Origin of the sequence: Sphingobacterium sp., from assembly GCF_039596235.1 — a bacterium.
In the GTDB taxonomy this organism is placed as follows: Bacteria; Bacteroidota; Bacteroidia; order Sphingobacteriales; family Sphingobacteriaceae; genus Sphingobacterium.
Window position 1 is genome coordinate 295790 of sequence record NZ_JBCNKE010000007.1, and the last position, 24223, is coordinate 320012.

21 protein-coding genes are annotated in these 24223 nt (G+C 37.6%); 2 read left to right on the top strand and 19 right to left on the bottom strand.

Annotated features, from left to right (window positions below; all coding sequences use genetic code 11):
- The 10 genes from ABDW32_RS15940 to ABDW32_RS15985 all read right to left on the bottom strand — a co-directional run bounded on the left by ABDW32_RS15940 (nt 1) and on the right by ABDW32_RS15985 (nt 14252).
- On the bottom strand, nt 1-1587 hold the full coding sequence (locus ABDW32_RS15940) for a hypothetical protein (protein WP_343564107.1): 1587 nt from the start codon (nt 1585-1587) through the stop codon (nt 1-3).
- A 64-nt stretch (nt 1588-1651) separates the two neighbouring features.
- On the bottom strand, nt 1652-2335 hold the full coding sequence (locus tag ABDW32_RS15945) for a hypothetical protein (protein WP_343564109.1): 684 nt from the start codon (nt 2333-2335) through the stop codon (nt 1652-1654).
- On the bottom strand, nt 2319-3719 hold the full coding sequence (locus ABDW32_RS15950; protein ID WP_343564111.1) for a hypothetical protein: 1401 nt from the start codon (nt 3717-3719) through the stop codon (nt 2319-2321). Before ABDW32_RS15950 ends, ABDW32_RS15945 begins: the two co-directional genes overlap by 17 nt.
- A gap of 9 nt (nt 3720-3728) precedes the next feature.
- Nucleotides 3729-5042 carry a hypothetical protein gene (locus tag ABDW32_RS15955; protein ID WP_343564113.1) on the bottom strand — a complete coding sequence of 438 codons (1314 nt, stop codon included), beginning with the start codon at nt 5040-5042 and terminating at the stop codon, nt 3729-3731.
- An 11-nt stretch (nt 5043-5053) separates the two neighbouring features.
- On the bottom strand, nt 5054-6040 hold the full coding sequence (locus ABDW32_RS15960; protein WP_343564115.1) for a hypothetical protein: 987 nt from the start codon (nt 6038-6040) through the stop codon (nt 5054-5056).
- A 266-nt stretch (nt 6041-6306) separates the two neighbouring features.
- Entirely contained in the window at nt 6307-6894 is a 588-nt protein-coding gene (locus tag ABDW32_RS15965) for a hypothetical protein (protein ID WP_343564118.1), read from the bottom strand.
- Complete coding sequence (locus tag ABDW32_RS15970; RefSeq protein WP_343564119.1) at nt 6894-7670, bottom strand: hypothetical protein; 777 nt, start codon at nt 7668-7670, stop codon at nt 6894-6896. Before ABDW32_RS15970 ends, ABDW32_RS15965 begins: the two co-directional genes overlap by 1 nt.
- Before the next feature lie 2 nt (nt 7671-7672).
- Nucleotides 7673-10456, bottom strand: coding sequence for a virulence factor SrfC family protein (locus ABDW32_RS15975; protein WP_343564121.1), 2784 nt, complete (start codon nt 10454-10456; stop codon nt 7673-7675).
- 7 nt (nt 10457-10463) lie between these two features.
- Nucleotides 10464-13472: a virulence factor SrfB gene (locus ABDW32_RS15980; protein ID WP_343564123.1), complete on the bottom strand. Its 3009-nt coding sequence runs from the start codon at nt 13470-13472 to the stop codon at nt 10464-10466.
- A 30-nt stretch (nt 13473-13502) separates the two neighbouring features.
- Nucleotides 13503-14252, bottom strand: a complete 750-nt coding sequence (locus tag ABDW32_RS15985; protein WP_343564125.1) for a DUF805 domain-containing protein — start codon at nt 14250-14252, stop codon at nt 13503-13505.
- Nucleotides 14253-14438: 186 nt separating this feature from the next.
- Between ABDW32_RS15985 and ABDW32_RS15990 the strand changes: the two genes are divergently transcribed.
- Complete coding sequence (locus tag ABDW32_RS15990; protein WP_343564127.1) at nt 14439-14960, top strand: tetratricopeptide repeat protein; 522 nt, start codon at nt 14439-14441, stop codon at nt 14958-14960.
- Between the two features lie 228 nt (nt 14961-15188).
- On the opposite strand, the gene ABDW32_RS15995 is transcribed toward ABDW32_RS15990, so the two are convergent.
- The 3 genes from ABDW32_RS15995 to ABDW32_RS16005 form a co-directional block, all read right to left on the bottom strand.
- Entirely contained in the window at nt 15189-15854 is a 666-nt protein-coding gene (locus ABDW32_RS15995; protein ID WP_343564129.1) for a response regulator, read from the bottom strand.
- A 13-nt stretch (nt 15855-15867) separates the two neighbouring features.
- Nucleotides 15868-17334, bottom strand: a complete 1467-nt coding sequence (locus ABDW32_RS16000) for a tetratricopeptide repeat protein (RefSeq protein WP_343564131.1) — start codon at nt 17332-17334, stop codon at nt 15868-15870.
- A gap of 326 nt (nt 17335-17660) precedes the next feature.
- Nucleotides 17661-17804: a hypothetical protein gene (locus ABDW32_RS16005; RefSeq protein WP_343564133.1), complete on the bottom strand. Its 144-nt coding sequence runs from the start codon at nt 17802-17804 to the stop codon at nt 17661-17663.
- 413 nt (nt 17805-18217) lie between these two features.
- Here ABDW32_RS16005 and ABDW32_RS16010 point away from each other — a divergent pair, with 413 nt between their 5' ends.
- Nucleotides 18218-19192 carry a hypothetical protein gene (locus ABDW32_RS16010; protein WP_343564135.1) on the top strand — a complete coding sequence of 325 codons (975 nt, stop codon included), beginning with the start codon at nt 18218-18220 and terminating at the stop codon, nt 19190-19192.
- A gap of 101 nt (nt 19193-19293) precedes the next feature.
- Here ABDW32_RS16010 and ABDW32_RS16015 read toward each other — a convergent pair whose 3' ends face one another.
- The 6 genes from ABDW32_RS16015 to ABDW32_RS16040 form a co-directional block, all read right to left on the bottom strand.
- Nucleotides 19294-19740 (bottom strand): nuclear transport factor 2 family protein, encoded by a 447-nt coding sequence (locus tag ABDW32_RS16015; RefSeq protein ID WP_343564137.1) that lies wholly within the window; start codon nt 19738-19740, stop codon nt 19294-19296.
- Nucleotides 19741-20230: 490 nt separating this feature from the next.
- Nucleotides 20231-21127 (bottom strand): LLM class flavin-dependent oxidoreductase, encoded by an 897-nt coding sequence (locus ABDW32_RS16020; RefSeq protein WP_343564139.1) that lies wholly within the window; start codon nt 21125-21127, stop codon nt 20231-20233.
- Between the two features lie 281 nt (nt 21128-21408).
- Nucleotides 21409-21618 (bottom strand): hypothetical protein, encoded by a 210-nt coding sequence (locus tag ABDW32_RS16025; RefSeq protein WP_343564141.1) that lies wholly within the window; start codon nt 21616-21618, stop codon nt 21409-21411.
- 47 nt (nt 21619-21665) lie between these two features.
- Complete coding sequence (locus ABDW32_RS16030; protein WP_343564143.1) at nt 21666-22301, bottom strand: hypothetical protein; 636 nt, start codon at nt 22299-22301, stop codon at nt 21666-21668.
- 9 nt (nt 22302-22310) lie between these two features.
- Nucleotides 22311-23231, bottom strand: a complete 921-nt coding sequence (locus tag ABDW32_RS16035) for a glycosyltransferase family A protein (protein WP_343564145.1) — start codon at nt 23229-23231, stop codon at nt 22311-22313.
- Between the two features lie 5 nt (nt 23232-23236).
- The gene (locus tag ABDW32_RS16040) at nt 23237-24133 is read right to left on the bottom strand and encodes a hypothetical protein (RefSeq protein WP_343564147.1); all 897 of its coding nucleotides are present in this window, start codon (nt 24131-24133) and stop codon (nt 23237-23239) included.
- Between the last annotated feature and the right edge of the window lie 90 nt (nt 24134-24223).

The window sequence follows — 24223 nt, forward strand, 5'->3', positions numbered from 1 at the left end:
TTATCGGATATTAAATGTTATGCCGCCAGTAAATTCAGGTTGCGTAAATTTTTTAGATGAAAATTGTTTGTCGATAGCCATCAAGGAGGCACCGCCAATGAGATTGACGTTAGTACCGAGGCGAAGGGTCAACCCTCCATAACCGGCAAAATAACCTGTTCTGCCATAACCTTCACGTTGTGCATAGTCATTGCGATATAGATGTGAATAAACTCCATAGCCGCCACCGATATTCAACAGCAACCAGTCAGCCACCTTAAAATTGGGTCCCACAATAAGTTCGGTTTTATTAGGCTGGGAGCGGTTGGTATTGTAATAATACTCGTCGAGCTGACGGTCTGTTTTTAACCCATAACGTATCGTCGTGAAAAATCCCACAAAACCGCCACCGGTTTCAAACCGTACACTAATAGGTGCTAATTTTCCATACTCGTAGCCGATACTGGTGAACATTTTTCGATTAGCCTTACGAAGGGCTTTAAGTTCCTCTTTCTCCCGCTTTTTCAAAAGCGCATCATAAGCATATTGAGAGGTAGGATAATTTTTGTTCAGATCATCCATTGCCATCATCACATCATTCTTATAAGTCTGATTATCACCGGCATATTTGTCAAGATAGGTTTGCAAATTGGATCGCACAGTCAATACCTCTGAAAACTCATACTCAAATTGGCTTTTCAGCTGCCGATATCGACTCATTGCCTGAAAATAGCTTACTTTTAGGTACTCAAGGGACTTTTCAGGAAAATCGTTTTTAACTGATATTACTTTGTAATACTCCTGTGCATCATAGTCGGCTGATATAGCTGCAAATTTATTTTGCCTTTGCAGGGCCAAAGCTGCTGCACGCTTATCCTCTTCGTTTTTTCTGAACTCGTCCAAGGATTTTGGTAATCCGCCTACTATATTTTTGATCTGCTGCGTTTCGACCATACTTAACTTCGCTAATGAATTATCATCACTGCTTAAAATATTATTTCCAAGTGCAACTATAGATTCTACTTCATGGTATGTTTGCGAAGTACTCTGATCATATAATTTGTACTTCACCATAAAATCATAATACTGAACGGGACTCTCATCATATCCGGATTCTTTGGCGACCTTAATGGTGGCTAAACTCTGGGCATAATCTTGCGCCTCATAGGATTTCCTGATCGCTGTCAACAAAACATGCTGTCTTTCGATCTTTTTTTCCTGCAAGATTCGATTCTTGGTATCATCATAGCCTAGCTGTGTCTTTGGATAATCATCCATTTTGTTGAGTATCCTTTTTACATTACCGAAGTTGCTTGATTTAGGGTAATTTTTCAAAAACAGGTCGCCTTGGCTACGTACCTTATTGATAAGTTCAAAGGGTGGATAGTCGCCATTATCCAGTAATTTGTAATAATTTACGGTCATTAAGTAGTCAACGAATTCTTTTGTCCTTGCCTTTCCGTGAATTTTATTTAAGGTATTTATGGACTCTTCATAAAAACCGTCGTCCATTTGTGTTTTGGCCTGGGCCAATAATTCATCGTTGGTCGCTTGAGCAAGGCAAAAAGTGACCAACCCCATTAAAAAAAGGGTTAATAAATATTTCATATTGCTAGATTAATCTATGTAGGTTTTATCTGATACAACCACTAGTTAGCGGAAGGATCCTGTGTTATAAATTCATGTTCAAATTCCAGTTTTCGTAATTCCGATGAAATTGCTGCAGTTTGCTTACGCCAGCATTTCTAACAGCAAGAACAGATTTCTTTCTTTTGAGATTTCCATCTAGATTTGGCATCCGCTCCAGTTCGTTCATTAAAGCCCTATACTGCCCTTCATCAAACTCCGCGAAACCTTGGCTAATCAGTGAGTTTACACGTTGTGGCAGAACTTTCGTATAATGATTCAAAGCTTTGACTTTATTTTTGATTGCAGCAACCTCCGCTGTCGGACCAAAAGTACTTTCGAGATGAGCGACCAGGATATTAAGTTCTGCCTGTTTAACAGGATCTGAACGAAGCAATTTATTAATGCGGTCCATGCTCAGTTGAGTATATCTGTCATTGAGTTGCTGGAGCAGCATATCCTGAATCGCTTTATTAAATAGCTCCTGCGAAGCCGCATTATTGATCTCGATCAGCAAGTTGTTGTACTGTGCCGGACTAACATTGTCTTCGGAAAGCTCCTTAATCTTATTTTCCAACACTTTATGCCCACTTGCTGTTGTGATAGCCGATTGCTTCGTAGAGCCCTGCTGGACTGGGGATGAACTCATCAGCTTCATCGAACCAACAATAAGTAAACCAACCCCTAGGGTAGCTCCCAAAAAATAAAGTCCTCTATACTTTTGATTCATGGCCTTTAGTCCCTCCCTTTGCTGGCTGGCTAGATTGTTTTTCAGGCCGCTCCGGCTGTGATTTATTATTTTTATCGGCGGTAATCTCCCCGCTATCTATCGGTCTTGAATTGGTACTAGCAGGCTTATCTTCAGGAATATCGCTTGGTATTTGTGAGGTCAGCTGATCACAAAAATGAAGGATACGATCCTCATTGTGTAAAATAGATCGTAATTCGGTTTTGGTCAAAACCTTTGTATTCTTATCTTCACCTTTTTTGTAGAACTTCCAGCCTTCAGTTTTTCCCTTATAGCTGAAAACATAATTTTGCAAGGTAGAATCGGTAAACTCGAGGTAAAGTGCCTTACTCTTGGCAGTATCTATTTTGAAGCTAAAATTCTCAACCGGTTTAACAGATTCTACAGCTACATTTACTTCAGTTTTTTGTCCTATTCCTACTAAATTCATAACAAATTCAATCCCCCAGTAACCGATGGCAATTCCGAGAATTGGGCCAATAATCCAGGCCCATACCAATCCATTCGAACTACGTTCAGGCTCTTGGTTTGAAGGTTTCAGCGGTTTGGGTTCCTCGGGACGCACTTCTACCTCACCCTCGAAAATGGATACTTCTTTATAACGTGTATCGAAAGTAAGCTTGTATTGAATACGGTCACTTTTCATACAGATCAAGAATTGATCTTTTAATAAACTGCGTTCCTCTTCCTCGTTGATCTTGACGCGCAATCCATATGTCGAGGTATTGTTAAACGTAATCTTACGAACCTGAGCAAATAGATCCGCTACGGAATGAAAACCAAACTGTTTCGCAACGGCCTCACTATGTAGTGACTGTTCGTCCAGAAAGTAGACTTTTGTGGCGTAAACCAGTTTTGGATTGTTGAATGCCTCACTTTGATCTAGACCGAGATTTAAAAACTGATAAAAAATAGTCTTGTTTGGTGTAATCTTCGGATTAATGCTATTGTTCTGTTTAATACTCTTTGCAGCTTCTTCCAAAATGAGATCATAGTCCTGATTGTTTAAAGTGCTATCTTTTATATGATTTATATATTGTGTTGTAATCTGCAATAAATATTGCATGACACCGGTAATATGCTCATTATGCTTAACGATCAGACGAACCGCAAGAAAGCCATTGCGCTTAGCGTTATCTTTCATACTGGTATTGATAACAGAATAAATCAAATGCTGGGCTGTCCGCTTGACAGAATAACAATACCCCTCATTAAACTGACCTACTTGATTTCTCTCATCAAATGACAATTGCAGCCTCTCTAACTCATTTTGATTCAACCCGGATGAAATATAATCATAATCCAACCCATTCAGAGTACGCTCGATCAGAAGATGTACCCTGCTTCTATAGTGTATAGTATCCATAAATATTTCTTAAAAAAATCTTTTCCAAAATGCGCCGCCTTTCACGACAAAACTATCCTCCAGCATATTCTTGACCAGTTCTTGTGGATATTTATCCTCAATGGCGGTGACAATCTTATCATAAACTATTTCACCAATGGAGAAGGGTAATATTTTGATCTTAAATTGGTTTCTGGAATTCTCTCGTGCGGTTTTGCAATTTTCAATAAGGGAAAGAAATTCCTGATTCATATAATCCAATGCCAATTCGCTATCGGCACGCTCATCATGCAGATACCTGGCCTGTTTGATATAGTCGAACTTGTTGACTACAAAATAAACCGCATCGGTATTTTCTAGTACTTTGGAATCCTTAAAAATGGAAATGATATTGGTATAGGCGATGCTTTGATCTAACGCTCCAAAGAATTGTTCATCATCAAAACGTTTGTCATGTGACATGGCATCAATAATAAAAACCAGGATTTTTTTATTGTTGCTTTTGACATAGTTGATAAATTGCGGAATCTCCGAATTTTCAAAGCCCTGGTTAAAGATCTTCACATAATTCTCACCCGGAACCTCCACAATATTAAATGGGTGAGTGGTACCATTTGGGTCTTTAAGTGAGGTAGCAATATAATTGTAGCTTGCCTTGTCCGTCGCTATAGGAAGTATCCCATAGTCTAAATTTCTCTTCAGCGTCTCTAGGTACTTATTACCATCGGGATTATAGCTATCGTGCATTAATATGCCCTGCTTATTGGAATGTTTGATGAGACTTGCCAAAATCGTTGATTTACCCGAAAAGGGCATGCCGACCATATAAAGATCTGTCCGTCCGCTTTCCATGGGTGGTAGATCCTCAATTTTCTTGAAAATTGTAAAGGCCGAAGCACTGCTATAGAATTTCAATGCCTGAACCACTCTCTTTTCGATACCAATACTTTCAAGATAGTCAAACGTTAGTTTCTTCTCCGTAATAAGTTTTTTGATATCATCGGCAGAAATTTCATTGTTTTTGATTTGTTCCAGCAATGTTTCACTGGTCTGAATCGGAGCACTTGGACTGGTCATTGTAGGTAATGTCGGCATTCCTGGTATTGGCGGCATCAGCGGCAGCTCGACATCAATAGTTGGTAAACCAGGGATCGGTGGTGGCAAAACAATTTTGCCATTCCTGCTATCATCCAAAAGCTGCAACTCTTTCAGTTTATCCCTGGTCAAACCATGCTGCTCCAATTCATCAAATGCGATAAATCCCCCTACTATAGCTTGATCCAAAGCAGGCAATGGAACCATATTACAGTTCGATAAAATATTTTGTTTTTTATGCTTATCCATCTTTTTAGGTATTAAAGTTCTATTGTTCCACCTCGATTAATAATTTCCGCTTCAGGATCTTTTACACGAGGGCTATTATATTTGCGCACCCGGTATGTGAAATAAGGAATCAAAATAAAGGCATGCATAATCAGTATAATAATCAGTGGGAGGAGATAATCGGGCGAATAGATCTTCGCTAATGCAATCGGGCTGTCCAAGGGCAAATTCCGTTCACTGATCGTAACTTTGATAGGTTCATTGTCAACGGGTAGCTCCTTGATTTTTTCATTCACAAGCGTTGCGCTACTTTTAACAAAATCGTTCAGGGCAATGTAGTTTGTTGCCAAACTAAGCCTATCCCATTGCTGAAAGATCTGATTATAACTATCTGCTTTTTTGAATACCAAACTGTCCAACAACTTGTGGTTGGTGTTATATTTAACTTGATAAGCATTCAATATGGCATTGGTACTCGCCGACACGTCAATACTTGCTGAAGGACTGTTCAATATGGCTTCAGGCAGGTTAAAAGGTGGATTTCCCAATTCATTGCGCAGTACATTTGTTCGCTGATTTTTATAGGTCTGTAACTTACCTTTAAACAGCGCCTCAAAAGTCTGCATCGATTCATTTGCGCGCTTATCGTATTGTGTGGCTAAATCTTTCACAAGCAACACTTTTTCATCCGCTTCTTTCTTAATTGCCTTTCTGCTGTTTTTCTCAATATTGACCAAATGGATCATAAAGACATAGCTGATCAGGCCAAAAACAACGAATACAATAAAAAACAAACTGGCGGTACTCTTCAGATACCCTTGATTGAGCATACGCTCTTTATTCCGTTTCAGCAGCTGCAACACAAAATAATAACAGACTACAATAATGAGGCTGACGGCTAGGCTCAACAACATGTTACCCTCTGTCATATAGAGCAGTCCAAAGAAATTACAGAGTAACAGGATGAGTAGGAAAATGGATGAAACCACATCCACAAACAAAAAATTCTCTTGTTTCATATAGGCTAAATTTTCTTTACTTCTAAATTCAAATATTAATCGTGATATTAAGTCAGCGGTAGCGGATCTAGGTACACGATGGACGTTATTTCCAATTTGGTAACAGTTGTAGGCTTATGTTCAATGGGGGCAAGTTGTACACGCCCTCGTCTTACAACATTTCCTGCTGTAAGGAAAAAAATCCAAAAAAGCACGCTCAGCAATACAAAAGCCACCAAGCACAAGTAGTAATAAGATGGGTATTTTGACTGTTTCATAGATCTTTATTAAAGTGGACAATTAACGATGTACTCCCAAACGGTACGGGGTGTTGGTGCCGAAACTTCCACATAGCAATATTTGGGTTTGCCAGGAGCAACTTCATAAATCCATTCCAACTGGCCGGCTCCAGAAACAAGTCCATCTGTATGAGCAATAGGTTTACCATCGTAATACACTTTGATCTCATCTGGAATTGTTTTTGTATCGTACTGCAAGATGACACGTCCAGATTGACCGCCTAGGATATGCTTTGTCTTGGTGACTCCCTGACCGCCAGACTCCACCTTTGCATCACAGTTAACAATTGTATTTTCGGCTTTCTTTTCTTCCTTTGGCTGTGCCTGATTTTTCTCTATTTCCCTAAGTTGCAATGAATCTATGTTGTCAGGCATAGTATTGCCGCCACCATCAACCTGTCTTTTAGGCGAAGCAGCGTGCCTATCTCGGCAGTCGTTCAATTCCTGTCTTAGCACCTCAATCGTATTCTCAGGATTCCAAAGCAAGGCATAAACGAGTAAACCGATAAGCAGAAACAATAAGGGATAAAATAGCCACCAGTTGTTCACAAAAGATTTGTTTTTCACATGTTCCATTACGATCTGTGGATTAAAGATTTAAAAAAGAAGATCAAACAGGTCAATACCAAGAGTACGATCAACACCCACCAATAAGTCACCGCTATATATTTTAAAAAGGCTAAAAAGCCTTCTTTCCTGCCTATTTCTACACCAACATTTTCTTCTTTGACATCGACCATAAAATACTCTTCGGAGACAACTGACGAGGAAATAGGGGTTTCAATTGCAGCTTCAGACTCCAGGTTTTCAGGTTGTTTTGGTGCACTGATATCAGCGATTGGGGGATCCATATCCGGAATCTGTGGTGGCAATAGGGCATCCTGTGGATTAATTGTTTCCTGAAAGCTATCACCAAGAAGGTGCGGTTTCCGATTTTGGTTATTCTCAAACTTCCACCCCCAGATGATGCAGATTTCCTGTCCGTTGGTGAAAATAAGATTGTCCTCTGGATTAAAAACTGTTTGAAGAATTGCCCCCCAATACTGTACATTGGAATCTTTATTCCGCACAAGATCTTCTATACGTTTTTGAAGTTCCTCCATTACCAGCCAATATTGTTTGAGACCATATTCCCGGTAAGACGAATGCTCTACCGGTTGAAGGCCCATATGTACACTGTACCAATCAATATCATAGTTGTTTTTGACCGGTTTAGCCAAAAAATTCCGATACTTTTTATCCAAGTTAAAGACCAAAAAATTACTGATTCTATCATACTGATTAAACAGGTAAGCATTGTCAAAAGATAATGGAATGTACCTATCCGTTTCTATTGAGTGAAATTTTTGCATTTTTAAACCAGTTGAAAAGGTGAATACTGTTCGACCAATAATTTTAATTCCTGATTGGCCTGCTCATCGTAATCGATATATCCTGCATTGACAAGGAGTGAAAGGCGTAAATATTCAATCCATTTGTTGTACTTCTGTAGTGCTATTGCACGTACATCAATATTTTCGGCGTCGAATAAAGCGGATATCGCGCTGGCGGATGTATCAAGTTTTCGCTCAAAAAATCGATTGGGATTAGAAACCAAGATGTTTCTGGCTTCCTCTTTTTCTTCTTCTGTAAAGTAGCTGACATCGAAATTGAAAATCAATTCATTGATCACCAGGGAGAAGGTTTCGGTCAGAAATATTTCATAACCATGGTTGACATCTATCTCAGAAATAATATCATTTAACAACCTAACTATTTTGCTGCCAACATTTCGCTTTTTAAGCAGTTCCTTAAAGTAGCTCACAACGAAAATCAAACTGTTTCTATTCAAACCATGTGCGATGAAATCCCTATACTGATCCAAGTTATTGATCTTCGTTAACCAAGATTCGAGAATCAATTGAACGTAATACTCAGACTTTGATGAATTGACCTCTTCCTGCTGGAATAAATCAGTGATTTCGATACCGCTGTCTTTTAAAAAGTCTTCAACGGCTTCATGTGATGAAAGCCAAAGATGCTTTTGCAGAATGGTCAGCATTTCTGCTTTCGACTTTGCCTGTTTTAGCTCTGGATATTGAACCAATAGAATGGACTCCTCTGTGGTTTCATCCAATATGCGGCGACTGGTATCAACCACCATATGTTTATTCAGCAATTGAAAAATATCGGCTGGATTAATCGAAAGACAGTCAATAAAGACGTTAAACAGTCCAATATCTTTTACTAAGGCACTATTAAACGCCAACTGAAACTGATTTACCTGACGCATCTGCGTTTCGCGCATGACAGTGACATCGTCTTTGTGAATAAAACGTTCGAGATCCCGCTGTATCTTGGTCAGGATTGTGTTTAACTTTTGAAGGTTATGATTGATTTTGGTTTTATTACCCGACACCTTCGCCAGGGATTCAATAATCAACGCCGAGCCATCATGATTGATGGAAGCAACTTGTTGCCATGTTCTTTCGGCATCCTGGAAATGATTTTGGACAAAACCATAGCGTGTAAAGGACTGCTCCATGACTTTCAAAAAATTTTCCCTTTCTGGATGGATTGCGATCTCTTCCCCTTCCTGTTCAAATCCTATAAACGTATCGTTCGAATACTTGTAATCACGCAACAGATAGAAATTTTTAAACAGATTTTCCTGGGTTGTCCATTTTGTATGCCAGTTACGTGATTGCGTAACGATCTCCTGCTCAAAGAAACGCTCGAAACGTGTGTGCCATTTATAGTTTAATTTTTCAGCAGATTCGAGGTATTCGCCATCGTTTGTAGTGTCAAACTTGATCTGATTATTGAAAAAGGTAAAAATGACAAACAGTGGTGGCAAGCTTGCTTCCTGAAGTGATTTTGATCGCTCTTCGACACTACCCCCAACATTGTTTTCGATCCAGTTGTATAGCAGGGATGAAATCTCGTTGACTTCTAGCTGCTTGTCATTGGTACAGAACAAGAGATTATTGATATTAAAATCAAGGGAGTATTTATTAAAAAGATAAGAGACCTTACCCCGCAGTAACATGGCATCAATATTCTTTGCCGAGATATCCGATTGATCCAATGCCAGACGACTGCGGGCTCCCGGAAAGTCCAATAAATCATTGTATTTTAAAAATTCTTTTGATTTGACAAGTCCTTCGGGAATCGAAAAAACAAGTTCGGCAATCAAAGCTGACAATGCAGGTATTTCGATCTGAATCTCAGAACCATTACTCAATTTAAAAGTTGTACTACTCCTTTCAGAGTCAGCACTAAGTTCACCCAAACGTTTGACATCGAGAATAGCTCCCCCCTCACGCAGAACATTATCAAACTTGATATATCCATTACGTGCAAACTGTACCAATTTCAGCTTATTGATCAAGTTGATAAAAAGATCTGTTAATAAAATTTCTTTATTCCAAAGGATATCAAATATGCGCGACCAATCTGCAGCCCCATAATGATGGATAATACGACCTATCCGTTCGAAAAACCTTGTCTCATAAAGACCTTCAAACAAGATGGTATGCTGCGAAAGATTTTTTTCAAAGTACTCCTTAATCTCAAGCACATCAAATTCGGTTAAAAAATCCTGCTGAATTTCAGCTTTCTCAAGCTCCAGCTTTTTAAGATGTGCTTCAAAATCTCCTTTTGAGGGAAAGGAAGTAATTTTCTTAAGATCCAGAAAAAAAGCATCAAGTAACACCAATAATATATCTTTTGCCGCTAGCAAGTTCACCTTTATTGGAAAATCTGGGAACGAGGGATCTTGATCAATCGTAAATCGAGTGACCAAACCTGTACTTTCGGCACCAGTTCCAGGCGGATTTATTTGCTTTAGGAAATCATATTGTTTACCGTCATTTTCAATCTCAAAGGGTCTGTTTGTATTGCTCAACAAATTTTTTATTAGATAGGATTTCCCTACCTGGCTTGCCCCGAAGACAGCGATGACCGGTTTATTACCGATATTGCCCTGAACCTTTTTTATGGTATTCAGACTGTTCTTTAAGGTGAGGAGCACTTTATTGCGTTCTTCATACCTTAGGTTCTTTTCAGCCCATTGAATCGATCCATGTATAAGATCGATCTTACCGGAAATAAATTCCTTGATAAGCTTGATTTCTAATTCAGAATAATTATTCGACATTTCTTTACTATAAAACGAATTCACAAGTATCTAACCAATATCCCTGAACACTGTCCAACGTCTGATAATGGAGCTGGAAAAAACGTCCAGGCTTCTCATTCCCTTCATTATCTTCGATATGTTCGATCTTCAATATTTCCTTACTTTCATCCCAATCTCTGGCGATGGTCACCTTTAACGGTAGATGACGTAATATTTCACCCCTCTCTTTATCAACCTGCTCTTCATAAAATGAGGCATCCCGACCGACAAAACGGCTCTTGATAACCTCTTCCATCTGCCTGTGATCTATACTTAATCTATAGAGACCTGAATAGGTATAGTTTCGCGATATATATTTCGAATAGCCAAACTCAAAAGGAAGTGATTTAAGCAAAAATGTTTGTTCATTTTTTTGCGGACTCAATATGACTTCTTTTCTATTCTCTACTTTGGAAATAATATAGTCGGCCGTGGAATTCAGATTTTTGGTCAGCTCCGTTGTATTTAAATTGAAGTCCTGGATCTTCTTCAATTTGGCTGCCATCAAAGCGATGATTGCACCCACTGCAACAATCGTCTTCGGATCTTCAACATTCCCTAAATTGTCTGCAAATGGATACCATTTTCCGATCCAATAATTATTGAGATTGATCACATTGGTCGGCGAAACAAACAAGAATTTTTTGAAGAGCTCCTCATAGCTAAGCAGGGATGCAGGCTTTCCGGACAAGACCACAAAATCACACTCAAATTGATTGATCACCAGACACATTTGACGAACCAGTCCCTCAAATACACTAGAAACGATCTCATTGACGTCCTTAGCCGATATTGTCCATCGGATTTCCAAAAAATTGAAACCAATTACCCGCTCAAAATAGTTGACAAGTGCACTATTTTCAAATTTGTGTCCTATGATTTCTTCGAAAGACATCTCCAAAGATTCTTGCTGGTTGGCCTGTTGCAGGTACTTAAGTACGATAGGCTGTGCCACCTGATGGACGAATGATTTGCGCATCATCTTTGCGAGATAGCCCATATTATTGGAGTTCTCCCCAAAAAATCCATTGATCCGGCTTTGGATGTCTATAATCCCTTTTGATCTCCCATAATTTTCTAACCCTTCGAAGGCTGAATCATCAATTTTTAAGGGACTTCGAATAATCAGCTTTTGGATCAACTCCTTCATCAGATCATCTCCTGCCAATTTAAAACTATCCCAAAATAGCGGTTGGGGAATCAATTCCTGAATCTTATTTGAGGTCTTAAGCTGATATTGATTGATGATTATATCAGTTGTCCCCGCACCGATATCAATTGAAGCAATCTTTAACGCATTCTTATTATTGAATAAAAAATGGTCAATCACATAATTGTTGCTTCTCAATTTTTTCGAAAAGAGGCTGTAAACAAAAACAAGCTGGCTACAGGTCGCCTCATCATACATCCAATCTTTTTTATCTTCCAGCTGACTGAGGGTTTTGGATATATCCTGAATAGATGGAATAATCTCCGGCTTTTTAAACCAGTTTGTATTTTCATCCTGATCAAAGTAGAACCGTTGATAACCATCCAGCAATTCACACGCTTCTGCTGCCGCTTGCCTTAGCGCGATCTGCTCGTGCTGGATCATACCTGTAGGGCATGATATTGTAATCCGTTTGATCGTTCGAGGCATGGTCATTTCGCCATGTTCTTCTCTAAACTTATAGGAATTGATCTGTACATGGGCATGCATCAATACTTCCAGGAAAACAAACTTCATCAGCGAAGCTCTAGAAAACATAGATTTTGCGCCAAATACCTCACGCGAACTCTTTAAACTACCATCTAGACTAAGCTGCTCTGATATGCCATTCAGATAGACCTTCTTTACCCGATTAGAATTAACCGGTTGAAATTCCCATTCACGATCGCTTATTTGATCGTCCCATAGATATCGTTTCGGACTCGAGTTGTAGGTTTTTAGTTCGTAACCAAGATCTAGATTTGTGCTTGCAGAATTAATTAATTTCTCAGCTTCAAAACCGATGCGGGTCAGACTGGGAACAATAAATTTATTGTTATGATAATTATCTTTATCAATGTTCCCAAAACTCGATTCACTAAACAACATATTCATCGGAAATGAGTTGTTGTATTCCAGATGCGGATTGGTATAGTCTTGAATGATAAGTTTCTTCACACTATCAAAATCGAAGCTATTGTCATCTTTATTTTCAAATAATAATGCACAGGTGGCTGAATTACCGATATCAATGACTAGATCGACTGTTTTCTTTCTGATGTTGTCCGTAAAAAGCTGAATTTCTGGGGACTCGGTCTGAGCTGCCAACCATTTGACCAAAAGGATATATTTGGCTATATATTTCTTGATAGGGTGCGTATACCGTTCTTCTTCGTTTTTATCATAAAATAAATCGGCTAAATACCGATCTATCCATCCGATCGAATTGTCTTGGGTGAACAAAAAATTACTGAGATTGATTTCATCGGACTGAATCCTGAAAATATTCTCGTCGGGATTATTACTTAGTTGAGGCCCCGTTTTATCGCTTTCATTTCTGGCAAGGGATGTATCCACAGCAATTACAATTTTTGCCGTTGAAAACTCCTCGTCACAGGTAAAAAATACGCGTACCCAATCTGTAGGATACAGCAAATCCTTGTTAATTGCGTTCTCCTTAAAAAATGGTAATGGAATCCATTTATTTTGGTACTGTTTGAGTGTCTGCTTCAGATTACTTTCTTCGTAAACTTCCGTCACCGCATCACTGCAGGTACTTAAATCGGCTTCATCCTTTAGACGTTTATTGATCACAAAACCTTTATCAATCAGTTCCTGCAACCGATAATAGTATTCGCTTCCATCCTTCATAATTTTAAAAACCGGATCAAGGATAAAATCAAAAAAGTTAGTATCAAATGGTTGGTGGTAGTAAAATCTGTTTTCTTTGCCAAACTCGAGATCAATATTTACTTCATACTTGTAATATTGAATGCTGGAATTAGCAATCAAAGAAATCCTTTTCATGTATTTAAAATAATATCGTTAAAATCTTGTCTATAGGTTGTCCCCTTTAGGATTGGGCCCATATTCGTTCACAAATCTATCACTGTCACCGAAAGCCATCCAAAGGCCGTAGAATGGAATAATTTGGAACCATCCAGAATTCCCCCGATCATGGCAGCGTTTGGTATTCTGGGCAAGAAGAAACCAGTAAAAAGGGATTAAAAACAAGAAGCCTACGGAGCCCAAGTTATTCGAACCTTTACTGTATCCTACTAATCCTATAACAAAAAATAGATATACGTAGCCAATAACAATACTGAGCCAGTATTCTGTTCGTCTGATTCTTCCGTTAAAACTAAAAGGAGCCGAAAACATAGCTTGCTTTGGATAAATCAAATGTTCCTTTCCATCACTGAATGGATCGTCACTACCATGGTATTGATTCAAAGAAGAGGAATAGGTATTAAGTTGGGTTTCTACACTATTGCTCTGAACGATGGGGCTACTTATTCCAACTGAATCCGGATGATCTCCACCAGTAGCAGGATGAATTGAAATTGCCTCTTCCTGAACGGGGATAGTGACTTGCTCTATAGATGCAGCGTCATCATCAATCAGCGTTTCAATCTCGTCTGTGGGTTCAGAAAAATACCGAAACTCTTCGAGCTCTCCTGCGGGTTGCCAATTTTTCAATCCTTCATACCAGATTAATGTTTCTGCTGAAATATTAGCTGCTTTGATTTCATCAAAGGATAACGGTCCTATCCTTCTTCCGTCAAGTATGTAAAAATATCTTTTCATTGAAATATTCAATTAATAATCGTTAACTCGTAATGGTTGATACAAATCTAGGGGATGATTATGGGCTAATTCTACGGTTTCCCGTAAAGGCACGATTAAAAATTGGTTGATTTGATCTTTGCGTAAAACTTAACACAAAAACAATACTTGAAAGAAAGACTTCTCTACAGTTTCAGTATATTTAACATGTCATTACAACCGAAATTAGATCTTGATAAAATGAGTTCAAATGTTCCTACAGTTCAGTCAATATCCTGGCCTTCGTTTTTAATTGTATTCGCTATTGTGATCGCTTTTCTTTTTGGTTATGAGTATATCGCCAAAACAGATGATATATTTAATGGCGTAATGATCTTCTGCGTTATAGCGCTAGTGTTGCGAATGACTATACCCAGAAGTCATCGAAAAGGAATGAAAGCGCTCAAACAAAACGACTTTGAATCGGCGATAGGATATTTTAAAGACAGTGTTGATTATTTCATAAGAAACAGATGGGTGGACAAGTACCGTGTCATTACGGTATTGAGTTCTTCAAAAATGAGCTTTAGAGAAATGGGACTCTGTAATATCGCATTTTGTTATTCACAGACCGGGCAAGCCGAAAAAGCTAAGGCACTTTATGAACAGGTCTTGGAAGAATATCCAGACAATGGAATCGCTTATTACGCTTTGAATTCAATCAACACGTTTTCGAATAAGGCTGATTAAACATATTTAAGTGCTAGACTTGGATTCATCTGGAGTCTAAAACCTCAAACGGTAATAAAAAAGAAAGGCTATCCTCCGATAACCTTTTCTCTTCATAAACTTGTTAATATATAGCAATAAGTATCTTGAATCCATAAAATACTTCAGTCTACAAACCTGTAACTGCCTGTCTTCACAAAATTAATGTCCTAAAACGGTCCTTTCATACGGTTTCCCGTAAAAATAGATTTATATCAACTCCATTTCCTTGCAATAAGCAACTAACTGCTCATTTTTGGTGAAGCCCAATATATCTTTCATCAGATTGAGCCGTTTCTCGATGCTACTCAGACTGGATGGTTTGATATCTCTTTGCTGCAGATACTGGGGCATATCTTTTTGAGCAATCCCCTCATATAATAGCTTAATGATATGCAAATCCAGTTGGGTAAACTCATGTGAATTCTGCTCCTGGATAATTTTTTTTGTATTCGGAGACTGATAGATCCTATTCTGATAAACTGCTTGGATCGCTTCGCGAAGATGCTGTCCACCACGGCGAGCTTTAATAACATGGCCATCGATCTGACTGGACTTAAACATTTCGTTGATCGCAATTGATCTATCCTTACCAGTGAAGATAATGGTTTTGATATCTGGCTGTATCTCTTTAACAGCTTTGATCAAAGCTAGACCGTCCTTGATCTCCTGAAAATTACCATCATCCTCAAATTCGATATCCGTAATAAGCAAATCATAAGGGTCGCCATCACGGATGGCATTCTTGATCCAGGTGAGCGCATGGTCGCAATAATAAACATACTTTGGATTGTGCACACCGAGATCGCGAAGTGTTATTTGCACCGCAACATTTTCTGTATCATGGTCTTCGGCAATGAGTACTTTTTTAAACATACATTATTATCTTTTATACTAGTGGGATATTGGTCGTAACGCTGAGTCCTTTTCCCAGTTCACTGACAAAGATAATTTCACCGCCGAGGCTTTCAATACGGGAAACCGTATTGGACAATCCTTTTCCCTGAGTTTTTTCCTGTGGCATGCCAATGCCGTTATCTTTATACACGATTTTCAGTTGCTGTCCTGATGTTTCGAACCGTACCACGACCTGATCGGCCTGGCTATGTTTCTTCATATTGACCATCAATTCCTGAAGCACATGCTTGATCTCGTCTTTGACTCGCCTGCTAACGTTAGTCCATAGCTCGGTCTCGTTTCCGGCAATGAATACACGGCGGTGGTCGGCTGCGAATGATTTGAGCAATTCGGCAATCTGTTCACTATAGGGAATTTCGGTAATGGTCTTCTGTTCGACATCATGGGAAATATCGCGTGACTGATTGTACATATGCTCCAGCTTATCGAGCATTCCTTCCCGATCGATATCCTCTTTATATTCGATTTCGGTCATTACGCGATAGATACCATTGGCCACAACATCATGTATCTTCTTGGAAAGGTGAAGTTGGGTTTCTTTGACCTTATTCTCTGCTTCTAGTTCAAGCCGTTGCTTGCGGCGCTTGTACCAGAGGGTGCCACCTCCCACTGCCAACAAGAGTAAAAAGATGCTTGCTCCTGTAATGGCACGTTGACGGATAAGCCTGTTTTGCTTTTCTGTATTTTCTTTTTCTAGCCTTAGGTTTTCGGCTTTGTTTTTTTCGACTTCATAGCGGATCAGGGCAAATTGATTTTTGGCGGCGGCGCGGGCTTGTTGAACACTATCAGCCATGTGCTGGTAAATACTAAAATATTTTTTGGCCAGATTTGAGGGAGCTAGCTCAACGAGTTTACCTAAGGCATAAATTTGATCATCAGCACTTTTTAATTCCTTAGCAACCTCATACATTTTCTCTGCATATAATAGTGCAGTATTAGGACTATTTTTAGTATAAAAATCGGTTAAGTGTACGTAACTTGCATTTAATCCCCAAAGATCTTTTTCTTTCTCCCTAATAGTCATAGCTTTTAACATCTCGTTTTCTGCGGGATACCTTGAATTCTGGAGCCATTTAGTTCTTGCCAAATTAGATAATATTCTCGCATAGCGTTTTGGGTTGTTTTTTGTTTTTCCAAGTAGACTATTATATATTTCAATAGCTTTATTGTACTGATTAAGATTTTGATAACAAATCCCTATGTTATTTTGATAACTGAATGTATTGGACGAATCATTCGAAAATTTGAGCGCTAACTCATAAAAAGATAATGCTGTTTTATACTGACCAAGTTTACTACTGGCAACCCCTAAATTGTTGTAATTTGTGCTTAAGTAAATATAATGCTTGGGATCATTGGTATTCATATAGGAAACTGCCTGAAGTGCAGTTTCTTGGGCACCAAAAAAATCATTTTGATCTTTTAATGTAATTGCCATATTAACAAGGCATTTGGCTACTCCAAGACTATCCTTATTATCTAAGAACACCTGCCTCGCTTTATCGAAAAAGAAAAAGGAACTATCCGTTTTTCCTGCATCAATGTACTCATAAGCTTTGTTATAGTCTAGGCTAGTTACCGTATTTTCTTGCCTCTCTTCATGGCTAACACAAGAAAGCAGAAAGATGCTAATACAATATAAATATAGATATTTCAAATCTGGCTAATTTCTATCTAAGATATTGACAATTTTGAGCTAATAAAATAATAAATAAAAAAAGGTAGCCAAAGGCTACCTTTTCAATAAAAATATTGCTTAATTATCTATCCTTTAGGAGGACGAGGAGTTTCGGTTTCTCCACCATGATCTCCATAAGGTGTCACTGTAGTTTGACCACTTTGATTACCTTGCTGTCCGTTGGAAGGTTGACCGATTCCAAACAAAAAATATAATATTAAACTCCACATGATTCAAAAAATTTAAAAGTCAAAAACTTGGTAGGTCCGCGTGCTCCGTGCACGGGATTGCTACAACGTTTTCAGAAGGCCTTCTGAATTTTTTGGGAAGTAAGAGCGCCCATCGCGGGAGGCAGAAGCTGCTTCCCAAACCGGCCAATGACTACCGCGAGATCTTCTCATTGTGAAATCAGTTTAGTATCTTAGTTGTATCTTTTAACAGATCTATCATCTGACTTCGAGAACAAAGTTATAGCCGTTAAAACCCTTTTTATCATGGATTTCCGTCATTTCCCAGCTTAACCCACGACTACCGTACTGTGCCGCCATCCACCTTGATTTCCGATGAATTTCCGTTCTTTTTTATCCTCTGCATCGATACGGTTTCCCGTATTTTCCGGAATGCATATTGATTTAATTTTGTGATGATGTTTGAAATTGACCTATATAATGAAGAAGTACTGAGCGCTTTTCACGAGAAGAAAGGCCAAGGAACACTTATACATCTTCAGCGAGCCACCCGAGCTGATCTGATGAAGGAATGCTTAATGCGTTTAGAAAATGGGGAACTAAAGAATGATATACCTGTTTTAGCTAAGATATTTAATTGTGAAGGAAACGTGGAAAGCCTTAAAACAGCAATAAAAAAGGCTACTGCAGATAAATTCCGACCCATCCAGGATTTTATTCGCGAAAAAACCAACAAACCAACGGACAATATTATTGCACTGTTAGCTATATTTATTGATTATAAGCCGAGACCATTCGAACGATGGCGTGAAATCCATCGGACTAAAAGTGGCGGTGAAGAAGTGGCGATCCCAGAGGAAATTGGAATTGTAGAAGTGATAGAGGAAAACGGGGATTCTCAAGAAAGTAAAACCAAAATAGAACATTTTGAGGAAACTAATTTTCCAGGGTCTGCTCCAAATATTTCTATTAATAATCCACAAAACGTTTCTTGGCCAAAAAAGAAAAAAGGGAAGCTACTGCTTGGAGGAATTAGTGTAGTTACTATTGTTTTATTGATAACGTGGTATATTGTAGCTTTCCCAGAAGAATGCATGTGCTGGAATGGTGAAAACTATATTCAGGTTGATTGTCAAGATAAAACTCAACCCTACCCCATTATTGGATTAAATAACGATAAGCTAGAACATTTCCGTAAAATTACAAAGCCCGATACGCTGGGGATAAAAGACATTGGAAATATCTGGTATTCTAAAATCGATAATGAAGTTGAATTTTTTACAGGTCCTGGACGCCACCCTGTCATGCAGCATAAATCATTGAAAGCGGTGACCAAACATATCTGGGATACTTATGTCAATAAAAAACCAGACAGCAATCAACAAATTCAATTTGGGATAATACATAGACCAAAAGAGAAAAGTCGTTAACATAAAAAAGCCACATCTCACGACGTGGCCTTAAATAAACATATGATTCAACTAGTGATCTGCCTTGTACCGATCTCGGCAGATCACTAGTTAGTTAGATACTATTTATATGAATTGATTGATTTGGACACTTTCCATTCATTCCCCACACGCTCCAAAGTAACTAGATCAGTTTTGGTAAAATCTTCAAATTTCAACGTTACTTTAGCCACCATATAATCTGCGGACTCTTCGATGATATCGGTGCTTACTGCACAGTTCAACTTCTCTCCTTTTTGTTTTTTCAGAGATTTAACCACTGCTTCACGACTATGAGATTGTGCATTGGAAGATTGGATCTTTTGGTTGAAATCAGCAGCGAACAATTGCTCTATACCTGCTGATTCGCCTTCGGTTGTGACCGCAACATAATGCTCAAGAGCGAAGTCTGCGGTTGAAAGGTTAACGTTTGCTTTTACTGATTTGGAACCTGGTCCTTCAGCGGCCATAGCGAATGTGGATACTGCGATTAAGGCTGCTGCTGCGAATGTTTTTACTAGCGTTTTCATAATGTCTTTATTTTATTGTGTTAGTATTCTTGTTCTTATTTGTTGACTCAAAACTACAACACAATAGGCCCCTAGCCTACGGGCTTTAGACTAACGGACCGGAAAACTCGGTGAATGGCAGGTATGGGCAGGCGAAAAGGCCAGATGGGAGTATTTTTCACATCCGAACAAAAAACAAGAGTAATTTTTTCGCTATTTCTACATCAGGACATCAACAGTTTCATTCTTCAACTTATCGGTATTGACATCTTTATTGCTTTCCCACACGAAAAGCTCAAAAAGTTCTGAAGCTTCAATGCGTTGTGCTCGAACAATAATTGTACAATAACCTTGTCATTAACCACACACTTAGTTAATGCAAATTCTAAAACTTTATTTTATGGTTCTCTGCAATTTGCTGTGGTGCAAGTGCCAAAATTGCAAAAAGGAGTGTATCTACTTTTTTTTTTTATTTTTGCAGGTCAGACTTACCTTTTATAGAAGATTTCTATTATAAACAAGTTTTAGACAACCTAATAATTCCATCTATTTTGTAACGTGGCTCAGGTTCGAGATTTAAGAAGACGATTTCATCGACTTCTAATTTCTCACGAAAGAAGCATAATTTTTCATAAATAAATGAAGAACAGCCCACAACTGGATTATAAATTACCAAATCTAATTTATTTTCCAATAATGCCCACCTTTTATTTGCTGCGGAAATTGAATATTCGCAGATCCCAGCGACTGAAAAATTTATCTTTGGTGTCACTCCCCATCTTTTACTATAAATCTCTCTGTACTTACAAATATTTTCATTAATTATTGACAATGAATCATTTACATCCTTCTTGAAAGGAGCATGGAATAATGATATGGAACAATTAAATTTCCTTTCGGCAAAGTTCTCAAAATTATTTCTACCTGATGTAAGCCCCCATAGTTCTGGCAAAATCAAGGATGCCGGAGGAAGACGTAGCACAAGACTCTCGTCATTTAAGATTTTATTCAGTTTTGTTATGTTATCCTCATATTGCGCCGGATGGTTATTGAGCTCAATTTCAAGACTTTCAGCGATAGTAGAGTGAATTCCTCCTTTAGCAAAGCCTAGATCGATTCTTTTAGGGAAGAGATTTGCTAGCATTTTATATTGTAATGCAATTTCAAACGGTCTATGGATTGACATGAGTACACCCGCACATCCCACTTTTAGTTCATCTGTCATCCCTGCAATGAGAGCAATTAAGATTTCAGGACTATGCCAGGAGGCATTTAAAAAGTAGTGTTCACCTAACCATAATCTACTAAATCCAAGTTCTTCTGCCTTTTTTGCGTAATCAAATATGTAGTTGATAAAATTATTAGGAATTTTATACCCCACACCAAATTCTAAGAGGCCTATTTTCATGATTAGATAGTATCAGTTGCTCTAGAATATTAGCTTCCTAGACACAAACAGAAAGGATTATATAAAAAGTACTTACCAATTTGTGAAGAAATAAAATGATTCTAATTTCGACGCTTTCTTCTTAATATTTTCCAATAGTTATATTTACAGTTAACCTATTAGCATATTTATGGCAGTTAAAGCAGATTCTGAAAGGGATATTCAAAATCAATATGCAAATAACATCACACAAAATATTATATCTATTGACAATGCCTTCCTTTCTAAAATTATTAATTGTTTTATGCGCAAGAGTCCGCAAATAAAGCCGCTGTCGCATCTTCTTCTTCCCTTTTTGTGGTTATCTTGATATTTGTACATTGAGCACAGCCTCCACAAGAAACTACAGAACATAAACAAGTTAAGGTACCACCGCCTTGAATATTCTCCAAACTTCCATTAGTGAGCATAGCAATTGCCATCTTGTTTAGATTCAATTTTCTTTGTTTCATAATTTTTTAAATTTATTTATAAACTATAATTAAGATTACACGCAAATTTAATATACTGATAACTTAGACACGTTGCTATCTATACCTATTTGAGCCCCCCCGCTCGCTTTTAATGCTTTATTTTGCTTCTCTTCACTTTCTATTTCACTTAGAAAGAATTCTATTACCTTGCTACAGAGGTCTGCTCCAATTTCTCTTTCTATAGCAAATTTATAAGGATTGCGCGCTATAAGTTCGCCAGCCGACTGATAGATATCACTTGATTTGGTGAGGTCATATTTGCGTTGATAAATTTTAGCAAGATTTAGCTTTTGTTGCACTATAGAAACCCAAAAAACATACATCTTTTCTTTTTCGACAATATGATATAAGGAGTTTATAATAATATTTGTACGACGTATTGATTCTCGATAGTTACCTGTTTTATAAAAAAAATACGAGCTCTTTTGCCAACCGAGCATTATTATCCAATTAAATAACTCGAATGGGGCAGATTTCATAAGATAATCCCCGTGTCTGTTATATAATTTAGCTGATCGCACTTCGCCTTTTTTACTTAATATAAAAGCATTGAAATAACATCTTTCTATATTCCTCAATATTCTTATTTCATCTTTAGTATATATTGAATACAGGTGATTTGTTAGATATTTAAGTATAATATTATTTATTAAATCAACCATAACAGAATATTAATCGTTTTTTTTAAAAAAAGCATTTCTACTGATTCTAATTTCTTTTTTACTGAAAAGCAAGTCACTTAGTGCATTTAAGTACAGTTCCTCCCATTCCGGATCTTTTTTCTCATAACACAAATAGTTCTGTATATGGTAATTTAAAATTTGTTCTGATGCATAGCTTATTTTTTCAGAATATTCATCATCATTTGGCCACTCTTCTAATATTTTGAAATGATAATCTTTAACAAGTCTACAGAATCCAAAGCGTGCTAGCCGCTTCTTTCTAGTGTCCATTTCACCTGCCCAATAAATACTATCATATGGTTTATCTGAAAAATAAAGTCTAGGTTGGTTTAATAGAGCACGTATATTCAATTCTACATCCTGCAAACGTTCAAAATTGATATTCCACCCGTTAATATTTCTCAAAAATTTGCTATCCCAAACCAATGACATAGTATGCCAAGGAATATGGTGTATATATAACATATATACTAATTTAGATATATCGGCTGTTTTACATGTAAACTCCCCATTAATCTCGCCCTTATCGTTAGCAATTGCGGTCTTGAAAACATAAAAGTCCCTAAGTGGGTTTTCTAAGATTTCTCTCCTTCGGTTAGCTAAACAGTTCGAAGTCAACGTATCATCCGCGTCAATAAAAATAATCCAATTATAATCAGAATAACTAATTCCAATATTTCTGCAACTATTGGCACCTGCGATATTAGTATACTCCTTTCGCTCTAACAAAATGAACCTATTGTCTCCAGAAATATAATTCTTAACTATGCTAATTGATCCATCATTAGATGAGTCGTCAATTAAAATACATTCCCATCCTTGATAAGTTTGGACTTTTATACTTTTTAATGTACGAATTATTGTCTCCTCATTATTATAAACAGGAATAACTAATGAAAAAAAACTCATAATATTTATGGCGCGTTATTTATTAACTGTTTTGACCTCACAATATTGGTTAAATCCTTTTCATGTACTGCAGACCAAATTAAATTAAAGGGATGTAAGTCAGTAAGAAATCTCTTCTTCTCTAATCTTATATATCTAATAGATTTTTCCCATTGGTTATTTTCAATAGTTTCTATCATAAGCTCTACTGACTCCCTAGGTTTATTCAAATCAAGACATGTAAAAGCTCTAGGATCTATATATTCTTTAATGTCCGGGCATCCGGAATAAAAGCAAAATGTTTCCGATATAATGGGATCTATAAGTTTCTCGGTAAAATAGCCTTTTTCAAATGAGTTTTCACAAGCAAAATGATATAAATAAGGCCATAAGCCATCATATTTATCCTCCAGTTCACCTTTATAATTGTTTAAATTCTTAAAAAAAGTACCATTTTCAGATCTTCCATATACATCAAAATTTTTCAAAAATATTTTATCAAGAGCACTTATAAAATTGAGGCGTATCCTATGCCCTTTTAAACCAGATAATTCACTTGTTACTGTTGACAAGATTTCACTCTTAACGATATTTCTCCCGCTCCCGCCATTGTCTATGGAACCGAGAATTTCCTTAGGAAGAAAAGGAAAATATAGATGAACGTCTAGCAATTTACCTGTCTCATGTGGTTTAGCAAATGGAGAGACTGATGGCTCAGTCATAAATGTTATGGATTTTCTTGAATCATACCCTTCGTCTAAAGTTAATGCATGGGGGTAAGTCAAAATTATCAACTTATCATACGAAGAACCAGTAACAAACTGTAAGTCTTTCCATTTGGAAGTATTATTAAGATACTTTTGATTAAAAATATTCAACAGACTCTTATCGTTTCTTGCAAAGGTGGTTAATCGTACTTTCATTAGAGATCCTAAAATTTTCAATCAATGGAATTTACCAAGCAAATAATTTTTATCAGCAATCAACACCTGAACGCTATTTACGTAGAAAAC

Coding starts and splice junctions, on each gene's coding strand:
- ABDW32_RS15960 (WP_343564115.1), bottom strand. CDS start 6,040: ATGAAACAAGAGAATTTTTTGTTTGTGGATGTGGTTTCATCCATTTTC.
- ABDW32_RS16025 (WP_343564141.1), bottom strand. CDS start 21,618: ATGAAACAAAGAAAATTGAATCTAAACAAGATGGCAATTGCTATGCTC.
- ABDW32_RS15955 (WP_343564113.1), bottom strand. CDS start 5,042: ATGGATAAGCATAAAAAACAAAATATTTTATCGAACTGTAATATGGTT.
- ABDW32_RS15995 (WP_343564129.1), bottom strand. CDS start 15,854: ATGTTTAAAAAAGTACTCATTGCCGAAGACCATGATACAGAAAATGTT.
- ABDW32_RS15985 (WP_343564125.1), bottom strand. CDS start 14,252: ATGAAAAGATATTTTTACATACTTGACGGAAGAAGGATAGGACCGTTA.
- ABDW32_RS16000 (WP_343564131.1), bottom strand. CDS start 17,334: ATGGCAATTACATTAAAAGATCAAAATGATTTTTTTGGTGCCCAAGAA.
- ABDW32_RS15940 (WP_343564107.1), bottom strand. CDS start 1,587: ATGAAATATTTATTAACCCTTTTTTTAATGGGGTTGGTCACTTTTTGC.
- ABDW32_RS16020 (WP_343564139.1), bottom strand. CDS start 21,127: ATGAAAATAGGCCTCTTAGAATTTGGTGTGGGGTATAAAATTCCTAAT.
- ABDW32_RS16035 (WP_343564145.1), bottom strand. CDS start 23,231: ATGAGTTTTTTTTCATTAGTTATTCCTGTTTATAATAATGAGGAGACA.
- ABDW32_RS15950 (WP_343564111.1), bottom strand. CDS start 3,719: ATGGATACTATACACTATAGAAGCAGGGTACATCTTCTGATCGAGCGT.
- ABDW32_RS15965 (WP_343564118.1), bottom strand. CDS start 6,894: ATGGAACATGTGAAAAACAAATCTTTTGTGAACAACTGGTGGCTATTT.
- ABDW32_RS16015 (WP_343564137.1), bottom strand. CDS start 19,740: ATGAAAACGCTAGTAAAAACATTCGCAGCAGCAGCCTTAATCGCAGTA.
- ABDW32_RS16010 (WP_343564135.1), top strand. CDS start 18,218: ATGATGTTTGAAATTGACCTATATAATGAAGAAGTACTGAGCGCTTTT.
- ABDW32_RS16005 (WP_343564133.1), bottom strand. CDS start 17,804: ATGTGGAGTTTAATATTATATTTTTTGTTTGGAATCGGTCAACCTTCC.
- ABDW32_RS15975 (WP_343564121.1), bottom strand. CDS start 10,456: ATGTCGAATAATTATTCTGAATTAGAAATCAAGCTTATCAAGGAATTT.
- ABDW32_RS16040 (WP_343564147.1), bottom strand. CDS start 24,133: ATGAAAGTACGATTAACCACCTTTGCAAGAAACGATAAGAGTCTGTTG.
- ABDW32_RS15990 (WP_343564127.1), top strand. CDS start 14,439: ATGTCATTACAACCGAAATTAGATCTTGATAAAATGAGTTCAAATGTT.
- ABDW32_RS16030 (WP_343564143.1), bottom strand. CDS start 22,301: ATGGTTGATTTAATAAATAATATTATACTTAAATATCTAACAAATCAC.
- ABDW32_RS15980 (WP_343564123.1), bottom strand. CDS start 13,472: ATGAAAAGGATTTCTTTGATTGCTAATTCCAGCATTCAATATTACAAG.
- ABDW32_RS15945 (WP_343564109.1), bottom strand. CDS start 2,335: ATGAATCAAAAGTATAGAGGACTTTATTTTTTGGGAGCTACCCTAGGG.
- ABDW32_RS15970 (WP_343564119.1), bottom strand. CDS start 7,670: ATGCAAAAATTTCACTCAATAGAAACGGATAGGTACATTCCATTATCT.